Raw genomic sequence first — 21558 nt, forward strand, 5'->3', positions numbered from 1 at the left:
GAGCTAGGACAATTAGCCATTAGTCCGTTTAACAGAGTAAACCTCTGGCACACTCTTAATCTTATCCACGACTGTGGTCAGTGTAGAGAGGTTGGAAATACCAAAGGAGACATGGATATTAGCAAATTTCATATCCTTAGTTGGCTGAGCATTAACGGTTGAGATATTCTTGGTCGTGTTTGAGAGAACTTGTAAAACATCATTTAAGAGCCCTGTACGGTTGAGACCATAGATATCGATGTGGGCAGTGTATTCCTTGCTTGAGAATTGATCTTCCCACTCCACATCAAGGAGACGTTGCTCGTAGTTTTCTTGGGCACGGAGATTCATACAGTCCACACGGTGAATAGCCACACCGCGTCCCTTAGTAATGTAACCGACAATGTCGTCACCCGGAACTGGATTGCAACACTTGGCAATCCGAACTAGGAGACCTGAAGCCCCTTCAATGACCACACCACCCTCATGCTTAACCTTGAGGGTTTCTTTGTTCTCGACTTTAACTTCGCCACCTTTGACAAGCTCTTCTGCTTCCGCCTTGGCCTTGGCACGCTCTTCCTCACGGCGTTCCTTTTCGGTCAAACGGTTAAAGACGGTAATAGCGCCAATTTCTCCAAAACCAATAGCTGCGTAGAGAGCCTCCTCTGTCTTGTAGCTGGTCTTTTGAAGAACCTCATCCATATGGCGCTTGTCCATGAATTTATTGGCTACATAGCCGTTTTCTTGGAACTGGGCCATCAACATCTCACGGCCCTTGTTAACGGATAATTCCTTGTCTTGATTTTTAAAGAACTGACGAATCTTGTTGCGTGCCTTGCTGGTCTTGACCATATTGAGCCAGTCACGACTCGGACCAAAGGAGTTGGGGTTGGTGATAATTTCAACCTGATCCCCTGTCTTGAGCTTGGTTGTCAGTGGAACCATACGGCCATTGACCTTGGCACCAGTCGCTTTTTCACCGACTTTGGTGTGGATTTCATAGGCAAAGTCAATCGGTCCTGAATCTTTTGGTAGGGAGCGAACCGCACCATCAGGAGTAAAGACGTAAATCTCCTCCGCCAGATAGTTTTCCTTAACAGAGTCCACAAATTCCTTGGCATCATCAGCCTGGTCTTGGAGCTCCATCATCTCCTTGATCCAGTTCATTCCAATAGCAGATTCCTTGCTGTTGACCTGCCCTTTAATGCCTTTCTTATAAGCCCAGTGAGCCGCAACCCCATACTCAGCCACTTCGTGCATTTCCTTGGTCCGAATCTGGAATTCAATCGGCCCTTTTGGCCCATAGACGGTCGTATGAATAGACTGGTAACCGTTGGCCTTGCGATTGGCGATATAGTCTTTGAAGCGGCCTGGCATAGGTTTCCAAAGTTCATGCACATAACCCAGCATGGCATAGACATCACTCTGGGTATCTAAGATACAACGAATGGCAATCAGGTCATAAATTTCCTCAAAGCGTTTCTTCTTATCCTGCATCTTGCGATAGATCGAATAGATATGCTTAGGACGACCATAGATTTTCCCTTCGAGATTGCGTTCGGTAGCATAGTCCTCCAACTTGGTTACGACTTCGTCGACCAGAGCCTCACGTTCTCTGCGTTTTTCCTTCATCATGTGGGTGATCTTGTAAAACTCAGTTGGATTGAGGTAACGGAAAGATAGATCTTCCAACTCCCACTTGACACTGGAAATCCCTAGACGATGAGCAAGTGGTGCATAAATTTCCATGGTTTCTCTGGAGATCCGTTCTTGCTTGTCCTTTCGCAGGTGTTTGAGAGTCCGCATATTGTGCAAACGGTCCGATAATTTAACCAAGATAACACGGATATCCTCTGACATGGCCATAAGCATCTTGCGGTGATTTTCAGCCAATTGTTCCTCGAGTGATTTGTACTCAACCTTACCAAGCTTGGTCACCCCATCAACGATAATCCGAACATCATGACCGAACTCTCTCTCCAAATCATCCAGTGTCGCATCTGTGTCTTCAACCACGTCATGCAAAAAACCACAGGCAACGGTTACGGCATCCAGCTTGAGCTTAGCCAGAATGCCTGCTACCTGAATGGGGTGGATAATATAGGGCTCGCCTGATTTCCGAAACTGCCCACTATGACAATCTACCGCATAAATCAATGCTTTTTGTACAAAAGCAACGTCTTCCTTCGTTAAATACTCTCTCGTTAAAGCGACTACCTGATCGCCCGTCAAATTCACTTCTTTCGGCATCTATACTCTCCAATTCTTCCTACCATTTTATCACTTTTTTAAGGATATGAAAACTAGAAAAGCTCTGTTTTTATGCTAATACCAATCATTAAAAAAACACTGCCAGATTTCTCTAGCAGTGTTTTGACATTTCATTTGCTTAGTAGACTGTTTTTTCAGTTTCTACATCGAAGAAGTGTGCTTTGTTCAAGTCAAATCCAAGTTCAACTGTTGCACCTGTTTGCAAGTAGTCACGAGCATCCACTTTTGCAACAAATTCGTCTTTACCAACTTGGCAGTAAAGGTGAGATTCTGAACCAAGCAATTCTGATACTGAGATAGTTGCTTTAACCACTGATTCTGGGAATGTTTCAAGGAAAGCAGGTTCTGCATTCACATCTTCTGGACGGATACCGAAAATCAATTCTTTTCCTTCGTAGCCTTTGTCACGAAGAACTTTCAAAGCACCTTCTGGCACTTTCAAACGGAAACCGTCAGAAACAATTTCGCTACCAACCAATTTCACATTGATGAAGTTCATAGCTGGGCTTCCGATAAATCCTGCTACAAATTTGTTAACTGGGTTTTTGTAAACTTCTTGAGGAGTACCGATTTGTTCTACACGTCCGATAGTACCTGTACCAGCAGGGTTCTTAGTTGCTGACATGATAACGATACGGTCTGCAAGAGTCATCGCTTCTGTTTGGTCGTGTGTTACGTAGATAGTTGTAGCTCCGATACGACGGTGGATTTTCGCAATTTCAGCACGCATTGATACACGAAGTTTGGCATCCAAGTTTGACAAAGGTTCGTCCATCAAGAACACTTTTGCATCACGGACAATCGCACGACCCATGGCAACACGTTGACGTTGACCACCTGAAAGGTCAGCAGGTTTACGATCCAAGAACTCTTTCAAGCCAAGGATTGCTGCCGCTTCTTGCACACGTTTGTCGATGTCTTCCTTGCTGTATTTACGCAATTTCAAACCGAAAGCCATGTTGTCATATACAGTCATGTGTGGGTAAAGAGCGTAGTTTTGGAATACCATGGCGATGTCACGGTCTTTTGGAGCTACGTCGTTGACAACCACGCCATCGATAGATGCAGTACCTTCTGTAATGTCTTCAAGACCCGCAATCATACGAAGAGTTGTTGATTTACCACATCCTGAAGGACCTACGAAAACGATAAATTCTTTGTCTTTGATGTCCAAGTTGAAGTCTTCAACTGAATAGTGTTCGCTGTTTGGATATTTTTTGTAAATATTTTTAAGATTTAATTCTACCATCGAGGTGAACTCCTTTTGTCTTTTGATAGTTTTATTATAGATGAAAACGTTTTACATTTCTATGGCAAGGTGACCAAAAAAATAAAAAAGTTCTGTGCAACTTGCACAAAACTTTAAAGAATATCTGGTAAAATCAACTGATAACACAAGGTAAGATCCGTTAACTCCTTCAACTGAAGTCCTGTCAATTCTTCCCATTTGTCAATCTTGTATTGGAGAGAATTGCGATGTAGATAGAGTTGCTGGGCTGTTTTAGTTAGGACAGCACTATTTTCCCAGAGAGAAAGGATAATTTCCTGAATCTGATCCTGATCCAAAATCATCTGGTGCAGACATTCTTTAATGACTCTCAGGTCCACAATCCTTTCTCCCATACTCCAAAGATAGAGTTGTGAAAAGGTGTGTACACCTTGATGACCTTGACGCCACCATGTCTTAAACAAATCCCGCTCCGCTTTGATTAAGTCTGATAGGGCTTGATAGCCTATCTGAGACCACACCTGCCCCAACATGATAGACAGACGAAGGCCAAAGTCATACTCAACCGCTTCAATCGTATCAGATAAGATTGAGCGGACAGAGCTGTATTTATCTTGCTGGAGGACAAAAACATAATCCTGAGCCCCGACCTGTAGCACTGTCTGGCAGTTGGGAAAAAGAGTCCGCATCATATCCAGCCAAGAAGCTAGATTTTCCTGTTGGTAATAAGACAGATGGCAATAAACCAGCTGAATCTTTTTGAAAGCTTGCGGTGCCTGCCCCTTCCCCTCGATCAGATAGGGATACCAAGGATTGAGCGAACGAGCCTGCTCCTGCTGGGTTAAAAGGGCAACCAGCTGCTTTTCACGCTCGCTGAGTCCAGCTTCCCCCAGTAAAATCCACTGCTTAGAAGCTAAAGGGAGAGTGAGATAGCCTGGTTTCTCTACTGGCTGATCTGAAATCTGAGCTTCAGGAAACCAGTCTTGTAATTCCTTTGCAATCATATTCTAGCCCTCCACTTTTTGGATGCACCAAGAAATTATGGTCTCTAGACGCTCCAGATTTTCAGTCAGATGGAGATAGCCCATGACCGCTTCAAATCCCGTGGACATACGATAAGTCACGACATCTGCATTTTTAGCCTTTGTGTGGCTATTGGTGTTACGTCCCCGTTTATAGATTTCTTCTTCTTTTTCCGTCAGGACTTGCTCTTCCAACATGAGGGCAATCAAGCGAGCCTGAGCCTTGGCCGACACATACTTTGTCGCCTCTTGGTGGAGTTTATTGGGCTTGGTCATACCTTTGAGGATGAGGTGACGGCGGATATACATAGAATACACCGCATCCCCCTCAAAAGCTAGCGCAATCCCATTAATGAGGTTGACATCAATCACGTGTCCACCTCACTCCATCTTTGGTATCCAGTAGCTTAATCCCTTGAGCAGCCAATTGGTCACGGATTTGGTCTGCTGTCGCAAAGTCACGATTGGCACGCGCCTCTTGACGTTTTTGGATCAAAGCTTCAATCTCTGCATCCAAAACTTCCTCGACAAAGACAATACCAAAGACCTCTAACATAGCCGCAAGAGCTTCCTTAACACTTACATCATAGTTGCCTGAATTAATCCACTTGGCCATTTCAAAGACAACTGTGATACCATTGGCAGCGTTAAAGTCCTCATCCATAGCCGCTACAAACTTATCTTTAAAGTCTTGTAACTCTTGAGCATCTACATTTCCAGTAAATGGTTGCTCATAGGTGTTCTTTAGATACTTGAGATTTGTCTCGGCATCACGCACTGCTTTTTCTGTAAAGTTGATAGGCTTGCGGTAATGCTGAGTGGCAAAGAAGAAACGAAGCACTTGGCCATCGATGGTTTTGAGGGCATCATGGACTGTGATAAAGTTGCCCAAGGACTTGGACATCTTGACATTTTCGATATTGACAAAGCCATTGTGCATCCAGTAGTTGGCAAAAGTCTGACCAGTCTTGGCTTCTGATTGGGCTATTTCGTTGGTATGATGCGGAAACTCTAGGTCAGCTCCACCACCGTGAATATCAATGGTATCTCCCAAAATCTCTGTCGACATAACCGAACACTCGATATGCCAGCCCGGACGGCCTGCTCCCCAAGGGCTGTCCCAGAAAATCTCACCTGGCTTAGCTGCCTTCCAGAGAGCAAAGTCCACTGGATTTTCCTTACGGGCGGTCTCCTCATCTGTCCGACCAGAAGCACCCAACTCCAAATCTTCCAAGGTTTTATTAGCCAACTTAGCATAGTTGTGAGATTTTTCCACACGGAAGTAGACATCCCCCTGGCTTTCATAGGCATAACCTTTTTCAATCAAGTCTTCCACAAAACGAATGATATCAGCCATAAACTCCACTACACGCGGATGGCGGGTAGCAGGCTTGACGCCTAAGGCCGTCACGTCTTCACGAAAGGCAGCGATGTACTTGTCCGCAACCTCCTGAGGCGTGATACCTTCTTCCTTGGCGCGATTGATAATCTTATCATCTACATCTGTAAAATTGGAAATATAGGCAACCTCGTACCCACGGTATTCGAAGTAACGTCGAATGGTATCAAAAGCTACCGTCGAACGTGCATTCCCCACGTGGATATAGTTATATACGGTTGGCCCACAAACATACATCTTGACTTTGCTGTCCTCAATCGGGACAAATTCTCGTAAATCACGAGACATGGTGTCGTAAATTTTAATCATGCAGTCCACTCCCTTCTCTATTTCTGACTTTTTCGGCTGAAAACCAGCTCTGCAAAAGGGCCAAATTGTCTGAGGCTATCCAGTTGGTAAAAGCGCTGCCCTTCCTCTTGGGTAAAGAGGGGAACCCCCTTTCCTAGGATAAGGGGCGCTATCTGAATAATGAGGTGGTCGAAAAGATCCGCATCCAAGAGCGGTCCTACCAAGGAATTACCACCAATCACAAAGACATTTTTTCCTTTGTCAATCTGGTGAACAAAGTCCACCACATCCCCAGCTACTGGCTGGTAATTGCTGACAGGCAGGTGCCTATCATGCGTAAAGACATAGTTTTCCGTAGCTTGATAAAAACTTTCTACATCTTGCAAATCTTGGATTTCCTCAAAGGTCCGCTTGCCCATGATGGTGATATCCATTTGCCTGTAAAAGTCATCATAGCCTGTATCCTCTACAGAACCAAGCTGATGCAGCCAGTCTATCCTGTGCTGGCTGTCTGCCAAGTAGCCATCCATGGTGATACAGCCGTAAAAATATACTGCCATTCTTGTAGTTACCTTTCTAGTTCCTTGGCTATTGTCAAAGCGATAGTGAAAAAAGTCATGGCATCAGCTGTCCGCTCTTCATGGCGGGCATCCCAGGCTCGGTTATGATGATCCACATAGTCAGCTGTGTAGAAGAACTGATAGACTTTACTCTTGCGAAATTGACTCCAAGCCATGATAGCTGAAGCTTCCATGTCCACCACTTGTGCACCAGCAGTCAAGCGACGCTTGACCTTATCAGGCGTTTCTCGATAAAAGGCATCAGTCGTCCAAGACTTGGTGCGGATATGTTCGATATTGTGCTTGTCAAAGATGGCTTCCAGCTTAATCAACAGTGATTCGTTATAGGCGACTTCATCACCCGATGGGGCATAGTGATAGCTAGTCCCTTCATCTCGCAATGCGGCCGCAGGCAGGATGATTTTATCCGCCTCAATTGAGCGATCCAAAACACCACAGGAACCTAGAATGATGAAATTCTTGAAGCCTATGGCCGCTAACTCCTCCAGCTGGCCGACTATCATGGGAGCCCCAATCGTAGCTATAGCAACGGCTACCTTACTACCATCTTTTTCATAGATATACCATGGAAATCTACCATTTAGATTGGTTAGATAGCCACCTTCATAAACATCTTCAAACTGCTTTACTCGTTCAACGATTTCTCCATTAAAAGATAAAATAATCGTGTCACAGATTTCTCCACCACCTCGAATACTTCGATCAGTTGGTTCGATAACAGCAGGTACATTTTCGAATTCTTCTAATAGCATTTTTCTATTCTTTCTCATTCAGATAAACTACCTGAGTCTGTTTGACAAAGCCAATTTTTTCATACAAGCGCTTGGCACCTACATTGCTATCTTCTACTGCAATTTGAAACTCCCTGTCATTTTGCTCAATCAGTTGGTTGATAAGAGATTTTACAAAATAGCTTCCGTAGCCTTTGCCACGTTCAAGTTCTGATATTGCTAAACCGTAGAAGTAATTCGTATTAGTCGATAAATCTACCGTGCAAGTCCCAATGACCTGACCGTTTTTTAATAAAATGTATAGGCGACTTTCTGGATCTTTCAGAGCTTCAGCGACATATCTATCCACAACTTCTCTCGATTCATGTTCCTCTGAAAATACCTGAAATTTTAACTGGCTAATTTGCTCCTGATACGAACTATCTGCTAACAAAACTTCAAGATTAGAAACAGTTACTAACTGATAAGGTCTTCTATCCTTACCTAACCAGGTTTCTGTCTCTTCATCCTCGACCAATCCCCAGTTGCTGACAAAATCAGGATGACGCTCTAGAAAAATACGTTCTGTCTGAAAAGTGACTGAACGAATAGGGAAAGAAGCCGTTTCTCTCTCAAAACTCGTAAACAATGCACGCGCAATCCCCTGACGGCGATGATTTGGATGAACCAGTATCGTCACTTCCACATCTTGGTCATCTGCATAGACAGTTAATAAACCAACAAGTTCGCCTTTTTCATAATAAAGGAAAAAGGCGGGCATGTTTGGGTCAAAATTAAGCATGTTAGAAAGATAGGGATCACGATAGGTACCGTCATAGGCTTGGCAACAGTTAATGAGTTTTTTCGCCTCAGATAACTCCTCTTGGCTTAACTTGTTTCTTGCTTGAATCATATAGGTATCCTCTACAACCCCGACGATCTGTGACTGGCTTCACGGGCATGCTCTAGCTTGTCTAGATAGTATTTCCGTTTCTCCTCTACCTCGTGAATGGTTGGCTCGTCTTTCTCACCATGAACACGGACAATCTTCGCTGGAATTCCGACAACTGTCACATCACTAGGTACATCTGCCACAACAACTGCGGCTGCTCCCACCTTGGCATTTTCACCGATTTCCACTGGTCCAATAACTTGGGCATGAGCCGATATGAGAGCTCCCTTTCGAACGGTAGGATGGCGTTTGCCACAGTCTTTCCCTGTTCCCCCAAGAGTCACCCCATGATAGAGGAGAACTCCCGTCTCAACGATAGCCGTTTCTCCAATCACCAATCCAGAACCATGGTCGATAAAGACACCTGATTCTATCTGAGCCCCCGGATGGATCTCAATCTGAGTCCAGAAGCGCCAAAACTGACTGTGCATCCGAGCTAGGAGTTTGAAGCCGTGCTCCCATAGAAAATGCGAGAGACGGTGGGCAGCTAAGGCCTTGACACCTGGATAGGTCAGTAGAACCTCCAAAGTGGTGCGCGCCGCTGGATCATTTTCTTTTACGATATCAATGGTTTCGCGCCACCATCCCATACATTTCTCCTTTCTTATTCTGAATCTTTTGGTTTATGTGTAAATTCTTTCTTCGGTTTGTGGTCCTTGTGATGACGTAGACGGTGAGGACGTTCAGACTTTTCACCTTTTTCATCACGCTCAGGTTTTGGTGGACGTGGAAGAAGAGCCTTCATAGAAGCATCAACACGTCCTTTTTCATCAATCTTGATAACTTTGACATCGACTTCGTCTCCAATAGCCACCAAGTCTTCGACATTATTAGTACGCGTCCAAGCCATTTCCGAAATGTGAACGAGGGCGTCTGTCTTGTCAAAGAGGTTGACAAAGGCACCAAATTTCTCGATACGAACAACCTTAGCATGGTAAACTTCATCGACTTTAGCCTCACGAACTAGACCAGCAATGATTTCTTTGGTACGGTTAATAGCATCTTGGTCGCTAGAGTAGATAGACACATTACCCTCTTCGTCGATATCAATCTTAACGCCTGTTTCAGCGATAATTTTGTCGATGGTTTCTCCACCTTTACCGATGACAATCTTGATCTTATCAACATCAATCTTAATGGTATCAATTTTCGGTGCAGTTGGAGCCAATTCTGGACGAACTTCTGGAATGGTTGCTTCGATGACATCAAGGATTTCAAAACGAGCTTTCTTGGCTTGAGCAAGAGCCTCAGTCAAGATTTCTGCAGTAATCCCTTGGATCTTGATGTCCATTTGAAGAGCTGTAATCCCCTCACGAGTACCTGCAACCTTAAAGTCCATGTCTCCAAAGTGGTCTTCCAATCCTTGGATATCTGTCAATACAGTGTAGTTATTTCCATCTGAGATGAGACCCATGGCAATACCAGCTACTGGCGCCTTGATTGGTACACCACCAGCCATAAGGGCAAGCGTTCCCGCACAGATAGAGGCTTGAGAAGAAGAACCGTTTGATTCTAAGACTTCTGCTACCAAGCGGATTGCGTATGGAAATTCTTCCAAGCTTGGCAAAACTTGCGCAAGGGCACGCTCACCGAGAGCACCGTGACCAATTTCACGACGACCAGGCGCACCGTAACGGCCTGTTTCCCCTACAGAGTATTGAGGGAAGTTATAGTGGTGCATAAAGCGTTTCTTGTACTCTGGGTCCAAACCATCGATGATTTGAGTTTCACCCATTGGCGCCAAGGTCAAGACTGAAAGAGCCTGAGTTTGTCCACGAGTGAAGAGACCTGAACCGTGTACGCGAGGAAGGAAGTCAACAACCGCATCCAAAGGACGGATTTCATCGACCTTACGACCATCAGGACGCACCTTGTCTTCTGTAATTAAACGGCGCACTTCAGCGTGTTCCATTTGTTCCAAGATTTCAGCCACATCACGCATGATACGGTCACATTCTTCGTGGTCTGCATATTTTTCTTCGTAAACTGCTGTTACCTGGTCTTTAACTGCTTGAGTTGCAGCTTCACGAGCCAGTTTTTCTTCTACTTGAACCGCTTTTTGAAGGTCACTGTTATAGGCTGCGATGATTTCAGCTTGTAATTCCTCATCTACGTGAAGCAATTCCACTTCTGCTTTTTCCTTACCAACCGCAGCGACGATTTCTTCTTGGAAGGCAATCAATTCTTTGACTGCTTCATGCCCTTTGAGAAGGGCTTCCAACATGATTTCTTCTGACAATTCTTTGGCACCAGACTCTACCATGTTGATGGCGTGCTTGGTACCAGCTACTGTCAATTCAAGAAGAGATTGCTCTGCTTGTTCTTGACTAGGGTTGATGATGATTTCACCGTCTACATAGCCCACCTGAACCCCAGCAATTGGACCGTCAAATGGAATATCTGAGATAGAAAGTGCCAAGGATGAACCAAACATAGCAGCCATAGGTGCAGATGCATTTTCATCGTAAGAAAGAACCGTGTTGATCACTTGCACTTCGTTACGGAAACCTTCTGCAAACATTGGACGGATTGGACGGTCAATCAAACGCGCTGTCAAGGTCGCATCTGTTGAAGGACGTCCTTCACGTTTCATAAAGCCACCTGGAAACTTCCCAGCCGCATACATTTTTTCTTCGTAGTTGACTTGAAGTGGGAAGAAATCCCCAGTTGCCATTTTCTTAGACATGACGGCTGCAGTCAAGACAGTTGACTCACCGTAACGCACGACAACAGAGCCATTTGCTTGCTTAGCAACCTGGCCAGTCTCTACGATTAACTCACGACCCGCAAAAGTCGTTTGAAATACTTGTTTTGTCATTTTAATCCCCTTTGGATTGATGAAATTATACGCCTTGCCTACAAAAATCAAGATATTTTGGACGGTTCGGTTTGCCGAACATTTCTGTAGAAAAATAGGAAGGTGACGAAGCATTCGATGAATGCTAGGAAGCTTGTCTTTTTTCCTAAGAAATGAGACCAAAATTCAATTAAGTAGTTTTTTTGATATTTCACTGGAATAGTGCGGACGGGAGCAACTTCCTTCGGAATTTCATCCCTTATTTTTTAGCCTGAAGTCTAAAAAATTCCGTCCTAGAAAATAACAGAGTTATTCTCTAGGATACTACTATAGCTTGAAATATCTTTTAAATACTCACTCCGTTCGTGTTTTTTGAGACACCTATTATCATATTTTGTTTAAAAAATAATCCACTTTAAACAAACTTCTACAACCTAAATACCCTCATCTTTGTATCAAGTACGTACAGAGTCTATTTTATCATATTTTTCTTAAAAAGTGCGGGCTTTTCTATTAAAAAGGAACCATTCCCCTCACCTGAGAAGAATGGTTTGCTTTTTATTATCCTAAAGACTGATGATTAAACAAGGCATGGGTTGCTTGGTGGATGTATTTTGCTGTTTCAGCATTGTTCATGGTGTAGAGATGCACACCTGCGACATCCTGCGTTACCAAGTCCACGATCTGATCCACGGCATAGGCAAGTCCTGCTGCTCTGAGCGACTCAGGGTCATGCTCATACTTGTCTAAGATGGCCTTAAATTTACGTGGAAGATGGATATTCTCACAAGTCTTCAAGAGACGAAGTGCTTGATTACGGTTCAGAATGGGCATGATACCTGCATGAATAGGAACATCAATCCCTGCCAAGGTACACTTATCTTGGAAATCGTAGAAGCGCTCATTGTCAAAGAAAAGTTGCGTTACAAGGCTTGAACAACCTGCATCCACTTTCTTCTTGAGATTTTGAATATCCGAGATTTGGTTTGGAGAGTCAGGATGCCCCTCTGGGTAGCAAGCGCCAATAATATCAAAGTGAGGGGCTTGTTCCTTGATGAACTCGATCAAATCCGTTGCGTAGCGGAAATCCTTTTGTGGTTCCACATCAGGGATAATATCCCCACGCAAGGCCAAGATTTTCTGTACCCCAACCTTATCCAAGTCTGCAATGGTTTCAGCAACCTTTTCCTTGGTCAGATAGATAGCTGGCAAGTGGGCAATGGTTGGAATCGTCAAGTCATTCTGGATAAAGTCAGCCAAACGAACCGTTGTTTCCTTGATATTAAATTTATTGTTGCTGGCAGTCACACTGATAAAGTGCGGTGTCAGCTCCCGCATATCCTGCAAGGCTGAAATAATTTTATCATTACCCACAGCTGGGTTTGGAGGGAACACTTCAAATGAAAGTGACGGAGTTTGGCGTGACATAGTCATTATCCTTTTCTTTTTGATTTCATGATTGCTGAGCCAGCTAGGGCCAAGCAGTTCCTTGATCAGTCAGTGTCAAGAGAGAAATCTTATCTTATAATTTCTCACGCGCAGCTTTTGCTGCTTCAACAAGGCGGATCAAGCTTTCTTTTGTTTCTGGAATACCACGTGTTTTCAAACCACAGTCAGGGTTGATCCAAACTTTCTTGCTTGGTACTTTGGCAAGAATAGCATCGATTGTGTGGTCAATTTCGCCTTCATTTGGCACACGAGGTGAGTGGATATCGTAAACTCCAGGACCCACTTCTGTTTGGAAGTTTTTCGCTTTGAGTTCGTCCAAGATTTCAAGGTTTGAACGGCTTGCTTCAAAGGAAATAACGTCCGCATCCATGTTGTCGATAGCTGGGATGATATCTGTAAATTCTGAGTAACACATGTGGGTGTGGATTTGAGTGTCTGGCGCTACTGTAGAGTGTACCAAGCGGAAGGCTGGAATAGCCCAATCAAGGTAGTCTTCGTACCAGTCGCTACGACGGAGTGGCAATTTCTCACGAAGAGCAGCCTCATCGATTTGGATGATTTTCACACCAGCAGCTTCAAGGTCAAGAACTTCATCCTTGATAGCAAGAGCGATTTGAAGAGTTGAGTCCTTGATAGAGATGTCTTCACGTGGGAATGACCAGTTGAGGATGGTAACAGGTCCAGTCAACATACCCTTAACAGGTTTGTCTGTACGACTTTGAGCATAGCTAGACCATTTGACAGTGATTGGGTTGAGACGAGTGACATCACCCCAGATGATTGGTGGTTTCACCCCACGCATACCGTAAGATTGTACCCAACCATTCTTAGAGAAGAGGTAACCTGACAAGTTTTGACCGAAGTACTCAACCATGTCGTTACGCTCGAACTCACCGTGTACAAGCACGTCAAATCCAACTTCTTCTTGCCATTTAATCCATTCGTCGATGGTTTCAGCAAGGAAAGCGTCGTATTCTTCTTGTGACAATTCACCCTTACGGAAGGCCAAACGTTTGGCACGAACTTCCTTAGTTTGAGGGAATGAACCGATGGTTGTTGTTGGAAGAGCTGGAAGTTTAAAGGCTTCTTCTTGGATAGCTTCACGTTCTGCAAAGGCTGGCAAACGAGTGTAGTCTGCGTCTGTCAAACCAGCGATACGCGCACGAAGTTCTGTATTTTCACCCACACGCTCAGTCGCAAAGAGTTCTTTGTTAGCTGCAAGAGCTTCTGCACCTTGACCATTGCGGATAGCATCCAAATCACGAATCTCATCCAATTTTTCAACTGCAAAAGCAAAGTGGTTCAAGATAGCTGGTTCAAATTCTTCGTTAGCTGTTGTAAATGGCACATGAAGAAGTGAGCATGAGCTAGTCAAAACGATGTTTTCAGCTGGGATTTGTTCAAGAATCGCCAAGCTCTTTTCATAGTTGTTACGCCAGATGTTCTTACCATTGACAATACCTGCATAGAGAGTCTTGTCAGCTGGGAAGCCACCTTTAACGAGTTCAAGAGTTTTCTTACCTTCAACGAAGTCCAAACCAATGGCATCTACTGGCAAGTTCACAAGGTCAGCGTAGACGTCACGAACGTCACCGAAGTAAGTTTGAAGCAAGACTTCAAGACCTTTCTTGTCAGCCAAAAGCTTGTTGTAGAGGTTCAAGAAGAGGGCTTTTTCTTCAGCTGTCAAATCTTTGACAAGAGCTGCTTCGTCCAATTGGATACGAGTCGCACCAAGCTCAGCCAATTTAGCAAAGACCTCTTGGTAAGCAGCTACTAAGCTATCTACGAAGTCTTCTGCTTTCACACCGTCTTCAAAATCTGACAATTGAAGGAAAGTGAACGGACCTACAAGGACTGGACGAGTGTTGAGACCAAGTTCTTTTGCTTCTTGGAACTCATCAAAAATCTTGTGACCAGCCAATTTAACTTGAGTGTCTTTTTCAAATTTAGGAACGATGTAGTGGTAGTTGGTGTTAAACCATTTCTTCATCGGAAGGGCACGCACGTCCCCTTTTTCTCCTTGGTAACCACGTCCCAAAGCAAAGTAGCGTTCAAGATCAGACAATTCCAAGTTTTGAACGGAAGCAGGTACCACGTTGAAGAGGAAAGCTGCATCTAGGAAGTTGTCATAGTGAGAAAAGTCATTTGATGGGATTTCAGTGATGCCTTTTTCTTTGACGATGTTCCAGTGTTTAGCACGCAATTCTTTTGCTGCGGCAAGGAGTTCTTCTTCTGAGATTTCTTTTCTAAAGTATTTTTCAGTTGTAAATTTTAATTCGCGGAATTCGCCCAAACGAGGGAAACCGATGATCGTAGTTGACATGATGTGTCCTCCAAAATTTGTTGTTGAAACTATCTTAACAGAAAAGAAACTGTCTGTATAATTGTAAATAATTAGGCTTTGATATAGTTTGAAACTATATCACTGTTTTAAACAAAAGAAAAAGACTTGAGATCTGTGTCTCAAATCCTTTGTATTGCTTGTTTGGTGGCTGTATTTTAGTTGGAATGCTCAAACGAGCTATTGACGATTTTCATCAGTGACTATGGCTTGCTATTAGAAAAGACTATAGGTTGGTTTTCTTTTGTAATTCTGATATTTCCCTGAAAAAGTGCGGACGGGAGGTAAAATTGTTCTGTGGATGATTTTAGCCAACCAAGTAATCTCTTCTCTATCAACCTTTTTCCTGTTCAAGTGGAACGACTGCTAGTGTCTTTCCTAAACTTGCTAAAACTTTTAAGACCGTATCCAACTGAGGACTGGTCTTTCCTGTCTCCATCCTAGCTATAACAGGCTGGCTTACTCCACTGAGTTCCTCTAGCTTTTTCTGACTGATACCTTGCTCATGTCTAGCCTCAATCAACTCACTCATGATATCCACTCGCATATCACTTTCAAGGATTTCCTCCTTGGTAAAGAGTTCAGATCGGATATCCTTCCAATTACTTCCAATAGCACTATTCTTCATCACTTAACCCTCTTTCTTTTATGTCCTTCAGTTCACGCTTGGCTTTTGAAACAAATTATAACTTAAAAGTTATTAAAAGTAAATCCTAATACTCTTAAAAAGAAGACCTTAGAATCATTCTAAAGGTCTCATATTTATTATTCAAAAAAATTACGAGAAGAGTTATAATATGGAGCTAATCCTGACTCTTACTCCAGCTCAATGCCTTTCTCTCGGAGATTAGCTAAACACTCCTCATAGTATTCTGCATCATGTTCACTATAGATGGTCTTGCCTAGTTTCTCCTCTGCTAAGTCTTGATAAGAAGGGCAGGTCTTGCCACGGTAGTTCTTATCCAGCCACTCTGGACTGACATTGTAGCCACGGATTGCCATCTCCTCCATGATCAAGCGATGATAGGCATAGAGACGATAAGGCGAGTGGGTAAAGACATAGTCCACCGTCGCATGCTTTCTGCCCCAGCCATTGCCACGAAGAGCACAGCACTCTCGATGTTGCCCCAAAAGCTGCGGACGGGGAAGTTGTGAAATCAAAGCCTCATGCCAAAGTCTCATGAGAGTCTCCTTTCAGTAAAGTCGAATGTTGCAAATAGGTATTGGGATAGCGATCCAGCAACTCTCTCGTCTTAGCGATTAAGTCTTCCTTAGAAGCCTGACCAAAGCGGTAGCGATCCAGCAAGAGCATGTAGTCTTTGCATTCAACATCTGTCGCTTTCTTTTTGAAATAGCCCCAAATATGCTGAAAGGCATTGCAAACCTGACCTCTATGCTCAGGAATTTGGCAGGCACGGTCAATCAGTTCTTGAACATGACTTACCTCCACCACTTCATTCTTCAAGTATTGGCGAATCTCATTGTAAATATTGCTGGAATGGCTCAAAACGAGGTATTTGTTTCTAGCCCAGAGTTGTTGGCACTGGGATTTTTGATTAGTTTGTTCCATGTTTCTCCTTGCTTTCTATCCGTTTCCAGGAAATATGGAAACAAAGTTTTGTCTAAACCTCTTTCAAAAAATGTATTATTTCTCCTATTTTATCATAATTCTATAAAAACCACTCGACCTGAGTAGAGCAAGTAATTTTTTTAGAGAATGCTAATTTAGTGTAACGGTAAGAAATAAGCAATAAACTAGAAAAATACCCAAATTTTAAAATCCTAATCCCTGCGTCTATGTTCTCCATCTATTTTCTCATCAAATGTGAATCCTTTTGATTCCAGCTGATCAAGTTTCAGGCGAATCTTTTTAATAACATCCTCCCTATAATCTTCAAAATCATGTGGTGGTTCAAAAGTGTATTTACCTATCCAAAGAGTATAGATCATATTTTCTGGGATAATATCAAAATCAAAATAATTCTCATCAGTAGATAGAATCCCTTGAAATTTCCAAAATGATAAAAATTCCTTATCTCCAAAACAATCTATCGCATTCCATATACTACTATCCCATTTCTTAAATTGCCCAAATTTATTAACCGCACTTAGATAGGTCAATAGGAAGAAATCTTTCCGATTTAGCTTGGCAAAATTTTCATTATTAATCTCTAATTTTGTATAGTGAAGTCCCAAATCATGGAAGCTAAGTACTCTATGCTTTTCCATAAAATAAATGATTTCAGACTGGTCTAAACCTTCTTTCCTAAGAATAGTTTCCCAAAAATTTACAATCCTAGCTATTGTTTCCTTGCTTAAAGGAGTATTTCTCTCATATCTAGGGATTTCTTCATTCAATTTTTCTTCAACAATATAGTCCATTGCAGAGCTATTATAAGATTTCAGAGATTCCTGTATAGTAATACGTAGTAGTTTAGCTTTCTGAATTTCAGAAAAAGATTTATATTCGCTTGAGAGATATTGATAAAAATCTTTGTTATAGTTTGCCTCTCTTAGTTCTCTGGATAATTCATTACTGTCTGTTTCAAGTAATGTATTAAATTCCTCTTTTGTATGATTTAGAGGTTCTTCATAGAGAAAATAGGCTGGTTTATTCTTTTTATAGTTCGGTGGATATTGGTTATGGTCTGATTGCTGAATGTCAGATAATATTTCCTGTATGCTTCGTCCAAACTTGAAAATCTCTGTAAAACTTGTTTCTTCATCATCCTTAACTTTTATTTCTTCGTTCTTTAATAGTTGTTTATATAATTCAGGATAAAAAAGATAAGCGTAGATAATCCAAAGTTGCTGTTCTTCTTGAACATGTTCAAACTTCTTCCTTGAAAAGAATTCTTGATTGACATAGTCATTAAAATGATTACGATCTCGCAAATTTCTGTTTTCAAAGCTAAACCTTCTCCAAAAATCATCTGACAAACTCGTATTGAGTTTTTTACTTAACAACTCAAAATAATCTTGCCAAATATTTGATGGGTGAAGAACAAATGGTAGTTCTATCCGTCTATCAATAATTTTAGAGAGGAAATTATTGTCGTTAAGATGCACTTTCTCAATATCTCCAACAAAAACAATTGGAATCTTGCCATTAAGCAAGCTAAAAATTTTATAACTCTCCTCTTGTTGTTTGTTAGACATTCGATCAAAATCATCAATAACTAATACTTTTCGAGATAATGATAGACATTTAGAAGTTAGTAAACAACTGTAAAAACCATCTGATTTGATTTTAAAAAATTGATAGATTGCTACTAATAAAACAATACTCCCAATAATTAATTTAACACAAAAAGATTCAAAAAAAGAACTTAAACCCAAATCAACTACATTAGTCATTAAGATAGAAACTGCGACACATAAAACTATGAAAATCCTTAAAAGGCTATATACCAACGGGTGTAATTTTGAAAAAACAATCTCAATCGTTGAGCGGTTATCGCTTAATCTCCAAAAGTCTATCGTAACTAATTTTTTATTAGTATTCTTACCAACTTCAACTAGAAATTCTGTTTTTCCAGAACCCCAGTTCCCATTTAAGAAATAAGTTTTATTTTCTTCAAGTAATTTAGCAACATTTTTAGCGGCTACTGAAGTATCAATGTGCTTTAATGTAATAAATCTATCATCCATAGTATTTCTTTCTAAAAAACAAAATATTTCATAGCGCCTACTTTTATAAAAATTATACCACGAATCCACAAAAATCCCCTTAGAAATCCATTTCTAAGGGGTAGTCCTTATCCAGCTACTTGTTCTATTTCTTCTACTTTAACTTTCTTCTCCTTCTTACTTGAACTAGTCAATCGTCTCTTACTGTCTCTAATTGTGTTTATATTTTAAGAGAATTTACTTATTTATCTCTTGTAAACTCCCCTACTCCAATCGGCTTTTAACCTTCTTCTTAGTCAAGGTACGGTCATTTTTATTGGAGAGAGCTTTGATACGAGCTTCGAGAAGGATTTTCCGCCCGGCCTCTGTTCGTGTATAGACGAGGTGATAACGTCCGATAGTCGGTCTCAGAAAGTCGAGGAATTTCTGTGCTTCTTCCTTGCGTTTTTCAAAGAGGCTAGGAACTACGAAATACTTGGATTGGCCAGCTGGGGCTTTTTGAGCTACTAACAGATAGCGCTGGTTGTCCACTGGAGCAAAGAATTCTCCCACAGTCTGTGCAAACAACTCCTTGTCTCTCATGCTTCCTCCCTTGAGATAGGCAAAAACCATATAGTTTTCCTTGTCCTCCTCTACCTGAACACGGGATTGATCATCCGTTAGATGCCCCGAATCTAGCAGAGCCTTTCGGATTTGCTCACCCAGAGACTGCAAGCGTTTATAGGGACTCTTATAGCAGAGGTAGCGCCAAGATGCAAAAGCCAAAAAGAGGAGACATGCTGTCGTAAGCCACCAAACACCGATTAATCTCAGTCTAAATAGCAAGACCAACAAATCCACTGCCAACAAGAGCAATGACATGCGAACCCATTTTAATGCATCAAGCAAGAGCATGACTGGGACCTTCTGTTTTTGGGTTGCGACTTCTGTAACTATCTCAAATTGATCCGCTACGACAAGAGCATCTTGCCATTTTTGTCTCAAGCCTGCTCGATCCTTGGAGAGACTCTTAACTCGCTCATTGTACTCACTAATTTGCTTTTTCTTAAAAGGGGGCTTTGGAAAATCCAAACGATCCAAACCGGTCTCAATACTCTCCTGATTATAGGCCAATCCAAGAAAATGCTCCATCCGTCGCGACAAGGTCTGCAGATCTTGATTGCTCTCTGGTCTAGGCTCCTCACCAGGAAAAGTGATAAGTGCTTGCGCTTGAACGGCTACCAGATGCCAGATGTTGCTGGTCTTTTCTGGATGTCCCGGCCAGATACGAATGGCACGCCCGCGCATCTGGTTACTCAACATAAAGCTCCCCACAAAGCTTCCGAGGATTAGGGAATTAACACAAGGAGCATCCCAACCCTCTCCGAGGAGAGATTTGGTTCCGACTAGGACTTGAATCCGCCCTCGTTGAAAAAGCTCCGTCACTGCCGCCACGATTCCCTTAGCTGAGCTCGGAAAACCAACCTGCACATAATCTTTTGGATCCAAGTGACCAATAGATGAGAAACTAAGAGGAACCTGAGGCAAGAATTCCTTCAACTCTGCTGCCACATCGGTAGGCAAAATAACGACACTACCTGACAAGACAGCCAATGACACAGGTATTTCTTGCTCCTGAGCTTTTCGACGAATGCTTTCAAAATAAGGGAGAACCCCCAACTGAGAAATGGTTGCCTGATTATCTCCCAGATAGGTGGCAAAATCCTTGCGAATATAGTCAGCTAGTACTAACTGTCTCAGTTCCTGACCTAGACTCTCATACTCCGTCAAAAAGATATCGGCAATGGCAGACAACTTCCCTAGAGATTGGGTTAAAAGCTGGTCAGAAGCCTTAGACTTAACCAGATAAACCTGACGTTTTTCCACCAACCCACGCGCCTTCAAGTCAGCCTCTAACTTTTTCCTATATCCATCTGGATCCTCATACCAATCTGGTGTCTGATAGAGTATGCTCTGCAACAGCGTCTCCAACCAGTAGGAGGTCAATGTTGGAAGCCTCTGGGTTCCCAGTAAATTTTGCAAAGAGGGAGGAATCGTTAACCCCTGAGAATGCATATAAATCAACATAGCAGACAAGTACTTGGGATCTTCTAAAAGCAAATCAGATGAAATATCCCCTTTGAGGACCTTAGACCCTGCTACAAATGTTTGAAAATCAGGATCGACTATAAGGTGATGAATATAGTCCCACTTAGTCTCCTCAAACTGTTTGAGACGTTCCGCCTCTTCAGCTGTTGGTGAGCACATATAGACAAAATCCTGATGAGGGCAAAGAGTGTCTTCCTTGACTAGTTCAGGTACCGTGATTTCTTGATCGATCTCCCCGCACATTCGGATATAGCGTTCCCAGAGTTCAGGATCGCTGTCATATGGTGGTGTCGCTGTCAGGGAGATGAGTTTCAGCGGTCCATACTGCTTGCGAAAGGCTTCCAGACTTTTCCACCATTCATTGCGCAGGTGGTGGCATTCGTCCAAACAAAGAGTAGCAACTTTCTGAGCTCTTAGGCTTGCAAGCAAATCAAACCCCACAAAATCCTCTGCTTCTCCATCTTCTTGTGATTGAAGTTGGTTCATGGCACTATGAAAAGCCTGATAGGTCACAATCGTTAATACCTTCATCTCCTTTAAGTTTTGGGAAACGAGGTCTGAAAGCCTCTGACAATCCTCTAGAAAAGCAGTTTGTATTCTATCCACCCATTGTTCACGAATGGTTACAGTCGGAACTAAGATGAGGGCTGGGTTGCCAAAACGAGCGATTAGCTCGATACCAATGGTTGTCTTTCCAGACCCTGGAGCGGCCACTAGATGAACATGGCCGTCTGCTTGATAGTCCTGAAAACGATCCAAGACCTGTTTTTGATATTGGCGCCAGCTTCCTTTAAAGTTTAAACCTAACATGATACCCCTCATT

General features: G+C 42.6%; 17 protein-coding genes. All 17 read right to left on the reverse strand.

What is annotated here, in order from left to right:
* Nucleotides 1-12 precede the first annotated feature (12 nt).
* The 17 genes from PCY17_RS03000 to PCY17_RS03080 all read right to left on the reverse strand — a co-directional run bounded on the left by PCY17_RS03000 (nucleotide 13) and on the right by PCY17_RS03080 (nucleotide 21545).
* A complete protein-coding gene (locus tag PCY17_RS03000; protein WP_049501052.1) occupies nucleotides 13-2229 on the reverse strand; it encodes a bifunctional (p)ppGpp synthetase/guanosine-3',5'-bis(diphosphate) 3'-pyrophosphohydrolase in 2217 nt (738 codons plus the stop codon).
* A gap of 139 nt (nucleotides 2230-2368) precedes the next feature.
* A complete protein-coding gene (locus tag PCY17_RS03005; protein WP_000229944.1) occupies nucleotides 2369-3499 on the reverse strand; it encodes an ABC transporter ATP-binding protein in 1131 nt (376 codons plus the stop codon).
* A 113-nt stretch (nucleotides 3500-3612) separates the two neighbouring features.
* A complete protein-coding gene (locus PCY17_RS03010) occupies nucleotides 3613-4482 on the reverse strand; it encodes a helix-turn-helix domain-containing protein (protein ID WP_084881450.1) in 870 nt (289 codons plus the stop codon).
* Nucleotides 4483-4485: 3 nt separating this feature from the next.
* Nucleotides 4486-4872 (reverse strand): Mini-ribonuclease 3, encoded by a 387-nt coding sequence (locus PCY17_RS03015; RefSeq protein ID WP_000567909.1) that lies wholly within the window; start codon nucleotides 4870-4872, stop codon nucleotides 4486-4488.
* A complete protein-coding gene (gene cysS, locus PCY17_RS03020) occupies nucleotides 4865-6208 on the reverse strand; it encodes a cysteine--tRNA ligase (RefSeq protein WP_084856987.1) in 1344 nt (447 codons plus the stop codon). The genes PCY17_RS03015 and cysS overlap by 8 nt, the downstream gene beginning before the upstream one ends.
* 17 nt (nucleotides 6209-6225) lie before the next feature.
* Nucleotides 6226-6747: a dihydrofolate reductase family protein gene (locus PCY17_RS03025; RefSeq protein WP_000301974.1), complete on the reverse strand. Its 522-nt coding sequence runs from the start codon at nucleotides 6745-6747 to the stop codon at nucleotides 6226-6228.
* Nucleotides 6748-6755: 8 nt separating this feature from the next.
* Nucleotides 6756-7520, reverse strand: a complete 765-nt coding sequence (locus PCY17_RS03030) for a nucleoside phosphorylase (RefSeq protein ID WP_084856985.1) — start codon at nucleotides 7518-7520, stop codon at nucleotides 6756-6758.
* Between the two features lie 4 nt (nucleotides 7521-7524).
* A complete protein-coding gene (locus PCY17_RS03035; RefSeq protein ID WP_084856983.1) occupies nucleotides 7525-8391 on the reverse strand; it encodes a GNAT family N-acetyltransferase in 867 nt (288 codons plus the stop codon).
* An 11-nt stretch (nucleotides 8392-8402) separates the two neighbouring features.
* Nucleotides 8403-9020: a serine O-acetyltransferase gene (gene cysE / locus PCY17_RS03040; RefSeq protein WP_084856981.1), complete on the reverse strand. Its 618-nt coding sequence runs from the start codon at nucleotides 9018-9020 to the stop codon at nucleotides 8403-8405.
* 14 nt (nucleotides 9021-9034) lie between these two features.
* Nucleotides 9035-11248, reverse strand: coding sequence for a polyribonucleotide nucleotidyltransferase (pnp, locus tag PCY17_RS03045; protein WP_084944368.1), 2214 nt, complete (start codon nucleotides 11246-11248; stop codon nucleotides 9035-9037).
* A gap of 540 nt (nucleotides 11249-11788) precedes the next feature.
* Nucleotides 11789-12655, reverse strand: a complete 867-nt coding sequence (gene metF, locus PCY17_RS03050; protein ID WP_070568079.1) for a methylenetetrahydrofolate reductase [NAD(P)H] — start codon at nucleotides 12653-12655, stop codon at nucleotides 11789-11791.
* Nucleotides 12656-12749: 94 nt separating this feature from the next.
* On the reverse strand, nucleotides 12750-14999 hold the full coding sequence (metE, locus tag PCY17_RS03055) for a 5-methyltetrahydropteroyltriglutamate--homocysteine S-methyltransferase (RefSeq protein WP_000108251.1): 2250 nt from the start codon (nucleotides 14997-14999) through the stop codon (nucleotides 12750-12752).
* A 352-nt stretch (nucleotides 15000-15351) separates the two neighbouring features.
* Nucleotides 15352-15645: a helix-turn-helix domain-containing protein gene (locus PCY17_RS03060; protein WP_000797739.1), complete on the reverse strand. Its 294-nt coding sequence runs from the start codon at nucleotides 15643-15645 to the stop codon at nucleotides 15352-15354.
* Between the two features lie 188 nt (nucleotides 15646-15833).
* Nucleotides 15834-16199, reverse strand: coding sequence for a TIGR02328 family protein (locus tag PCY17_RS03065; RefSeq protein ID WP_001241800.1), 366 nt, complete (start codon nucleotides 16197-16199; stop codon nucleotides 15834-15836).
* Nucleotides 16183-16587: a YbgA family protein gene (locus tag PCY17_RS03070; RefSeq protein ID WP_000438484.1), complete on the reverse strand. Its 405-nt coding sequence runs from the start codon at nucleotides 16585-16587 to the stop codon at nucleotides 16183-16185. Before PCY17_RS03070 ends, PCY17_RS03065 begins: the two co-directional genes overlap by 17 nt.
* A 212-nt stretch (nucleotides 16588-16799) precedes the next feature.
* Entirely contained in the window at nucleotides 16800-18668 is a 1869-nt protein-coding gene (locus PCY17_RS03075; RefSeq protein ID WP_247924003.1) for a P-loop NTPase fold protein, read from the reverse strand.
* A 243-nt stretch (nucleotides 18669-18911) separates the two neighbouring features.
* Nucleotides 18912-21545 carry a DEAD/DEAH box helicase family protein gene (locus PCY17_RS03080; RefSeq protein ID WP_000901152.1) on the reverse strand — a complete coding sequence of 878 codons (2634 nt, stop codon included), beginning with the start codon at nucleotides 21543-21545 and terminating at the stop codon, nucleotides 18912-18914.
* Nucleotides 21546-21558: the final 13 nt, after the last annotated feature.

This window comes from Streptococcus sp. SO2, assembly GCF_030440025.1.

Coding starts and splice junctions, on each gene's coding strand:
- cysS (WP_084856987.1), bottom strand. CDS start 6,208: ATGATTAAAATTTACGACACCATGTCTCGTGATTTACGAGAATTTGTC.
- PCY17_RS03005 (WP_000229944.1), bottom strand. CDS start 3,499: ATGGTAGAATTAAATCTTAAAAATATTTACAAAAAATATCCAAACAGC.
- PCY17_RS03035 (WP_084856983.1), bottom strand. CDS start 8,391: ATGATTCAAGCAAGAAACAAGTTAAGCCAAGAGGAGTTATCTGAGGCG.
- PCY17_RS03075 (WP_247924003.1), bottom strand. CDS start 18,668: ATGGATGATAGATTTATTACATTAAAGCACATTGATACTTCAGTAGCC.
- PCY17_RS03080 (WP_000901152.1), bottom strand. CDS start 21,545: ATGTTAGGTTTAAACTTTAAAGGAAGCTGGCGCCAATATCAAAAACAG.
- PCY17_RS03010 (WP_084881450.1), bottom strand. CDS start 4,482: ATGATTGCAAAGGAATTACAAGACTGGTTTCCTGAAGCTCAGATTTCA.
- metE (WP_000108251.1), bottom strand. CDS start 14,999: ATGTCAACTACGATCATCGGTTTCCCTCGTTTGGGCGAATTCCGCGAA.
- metF (WP_070568079.1), bottom strand. CDS start 12,655: ATGTCACGCCAAACTCCGTCACTTTCATTTGAAGTGTTCCCTCCAAAC.
- PCY17_RS03060 (WP_000797739.1), bottom strand. CDS start 15,645: ATGAAGAATAGTGCTATTGGAAGTAATTGGAAGGATATCCGATCTGAA.
- PCY17_RS03030 (WP_084856985.1), bottom strand. CDS start 7,520: ATGCTATTAGAAGAATTCGAAAATGTACCTGCTGTTATCGAACCAACT.
- PCY17_RS03000 (WP_049501052.1), bottom strand. CDS start 2,229: ATGCCGAAAGAAGTGAATTTGACGGGCGATCAGGTAGTCGCTTTAACG.
- cysE (WP_084856981.1), bottom strand. CDS start 9,020: ATGGGATGGTGGCGCGAAACCATTGATATCGTAAAAGAAAATGATCCA.
- PCY17_RS03070 (WP_000438484.1), bottom strand. CDS start 16,587: ATGGAACAAACTAATCAAAAATCCCAGTGCCAACAACTCTGGGCTAGA.
- PCY17_RS03025 (WP_000301974.1), bottom strand. CDS start 6,747: ATGGCAGTATATTTTTACGGCTGTATCACCATGGATGGCTACTTGGCA.
- pnp (WP_084944368.1), bottom strand. CDS start 11,248: ATGACAAAACAAGTATTTCAAACGACTTTTGCGGGTCGTGAGTTAATC.
- PCY17_RS03065 (WP_001241800.1), bottom strand. CDS start 16,199: ATGAGACTTTGGCATGAGGCTTTGATTTCACAACTTCCCCGTCCGCAG.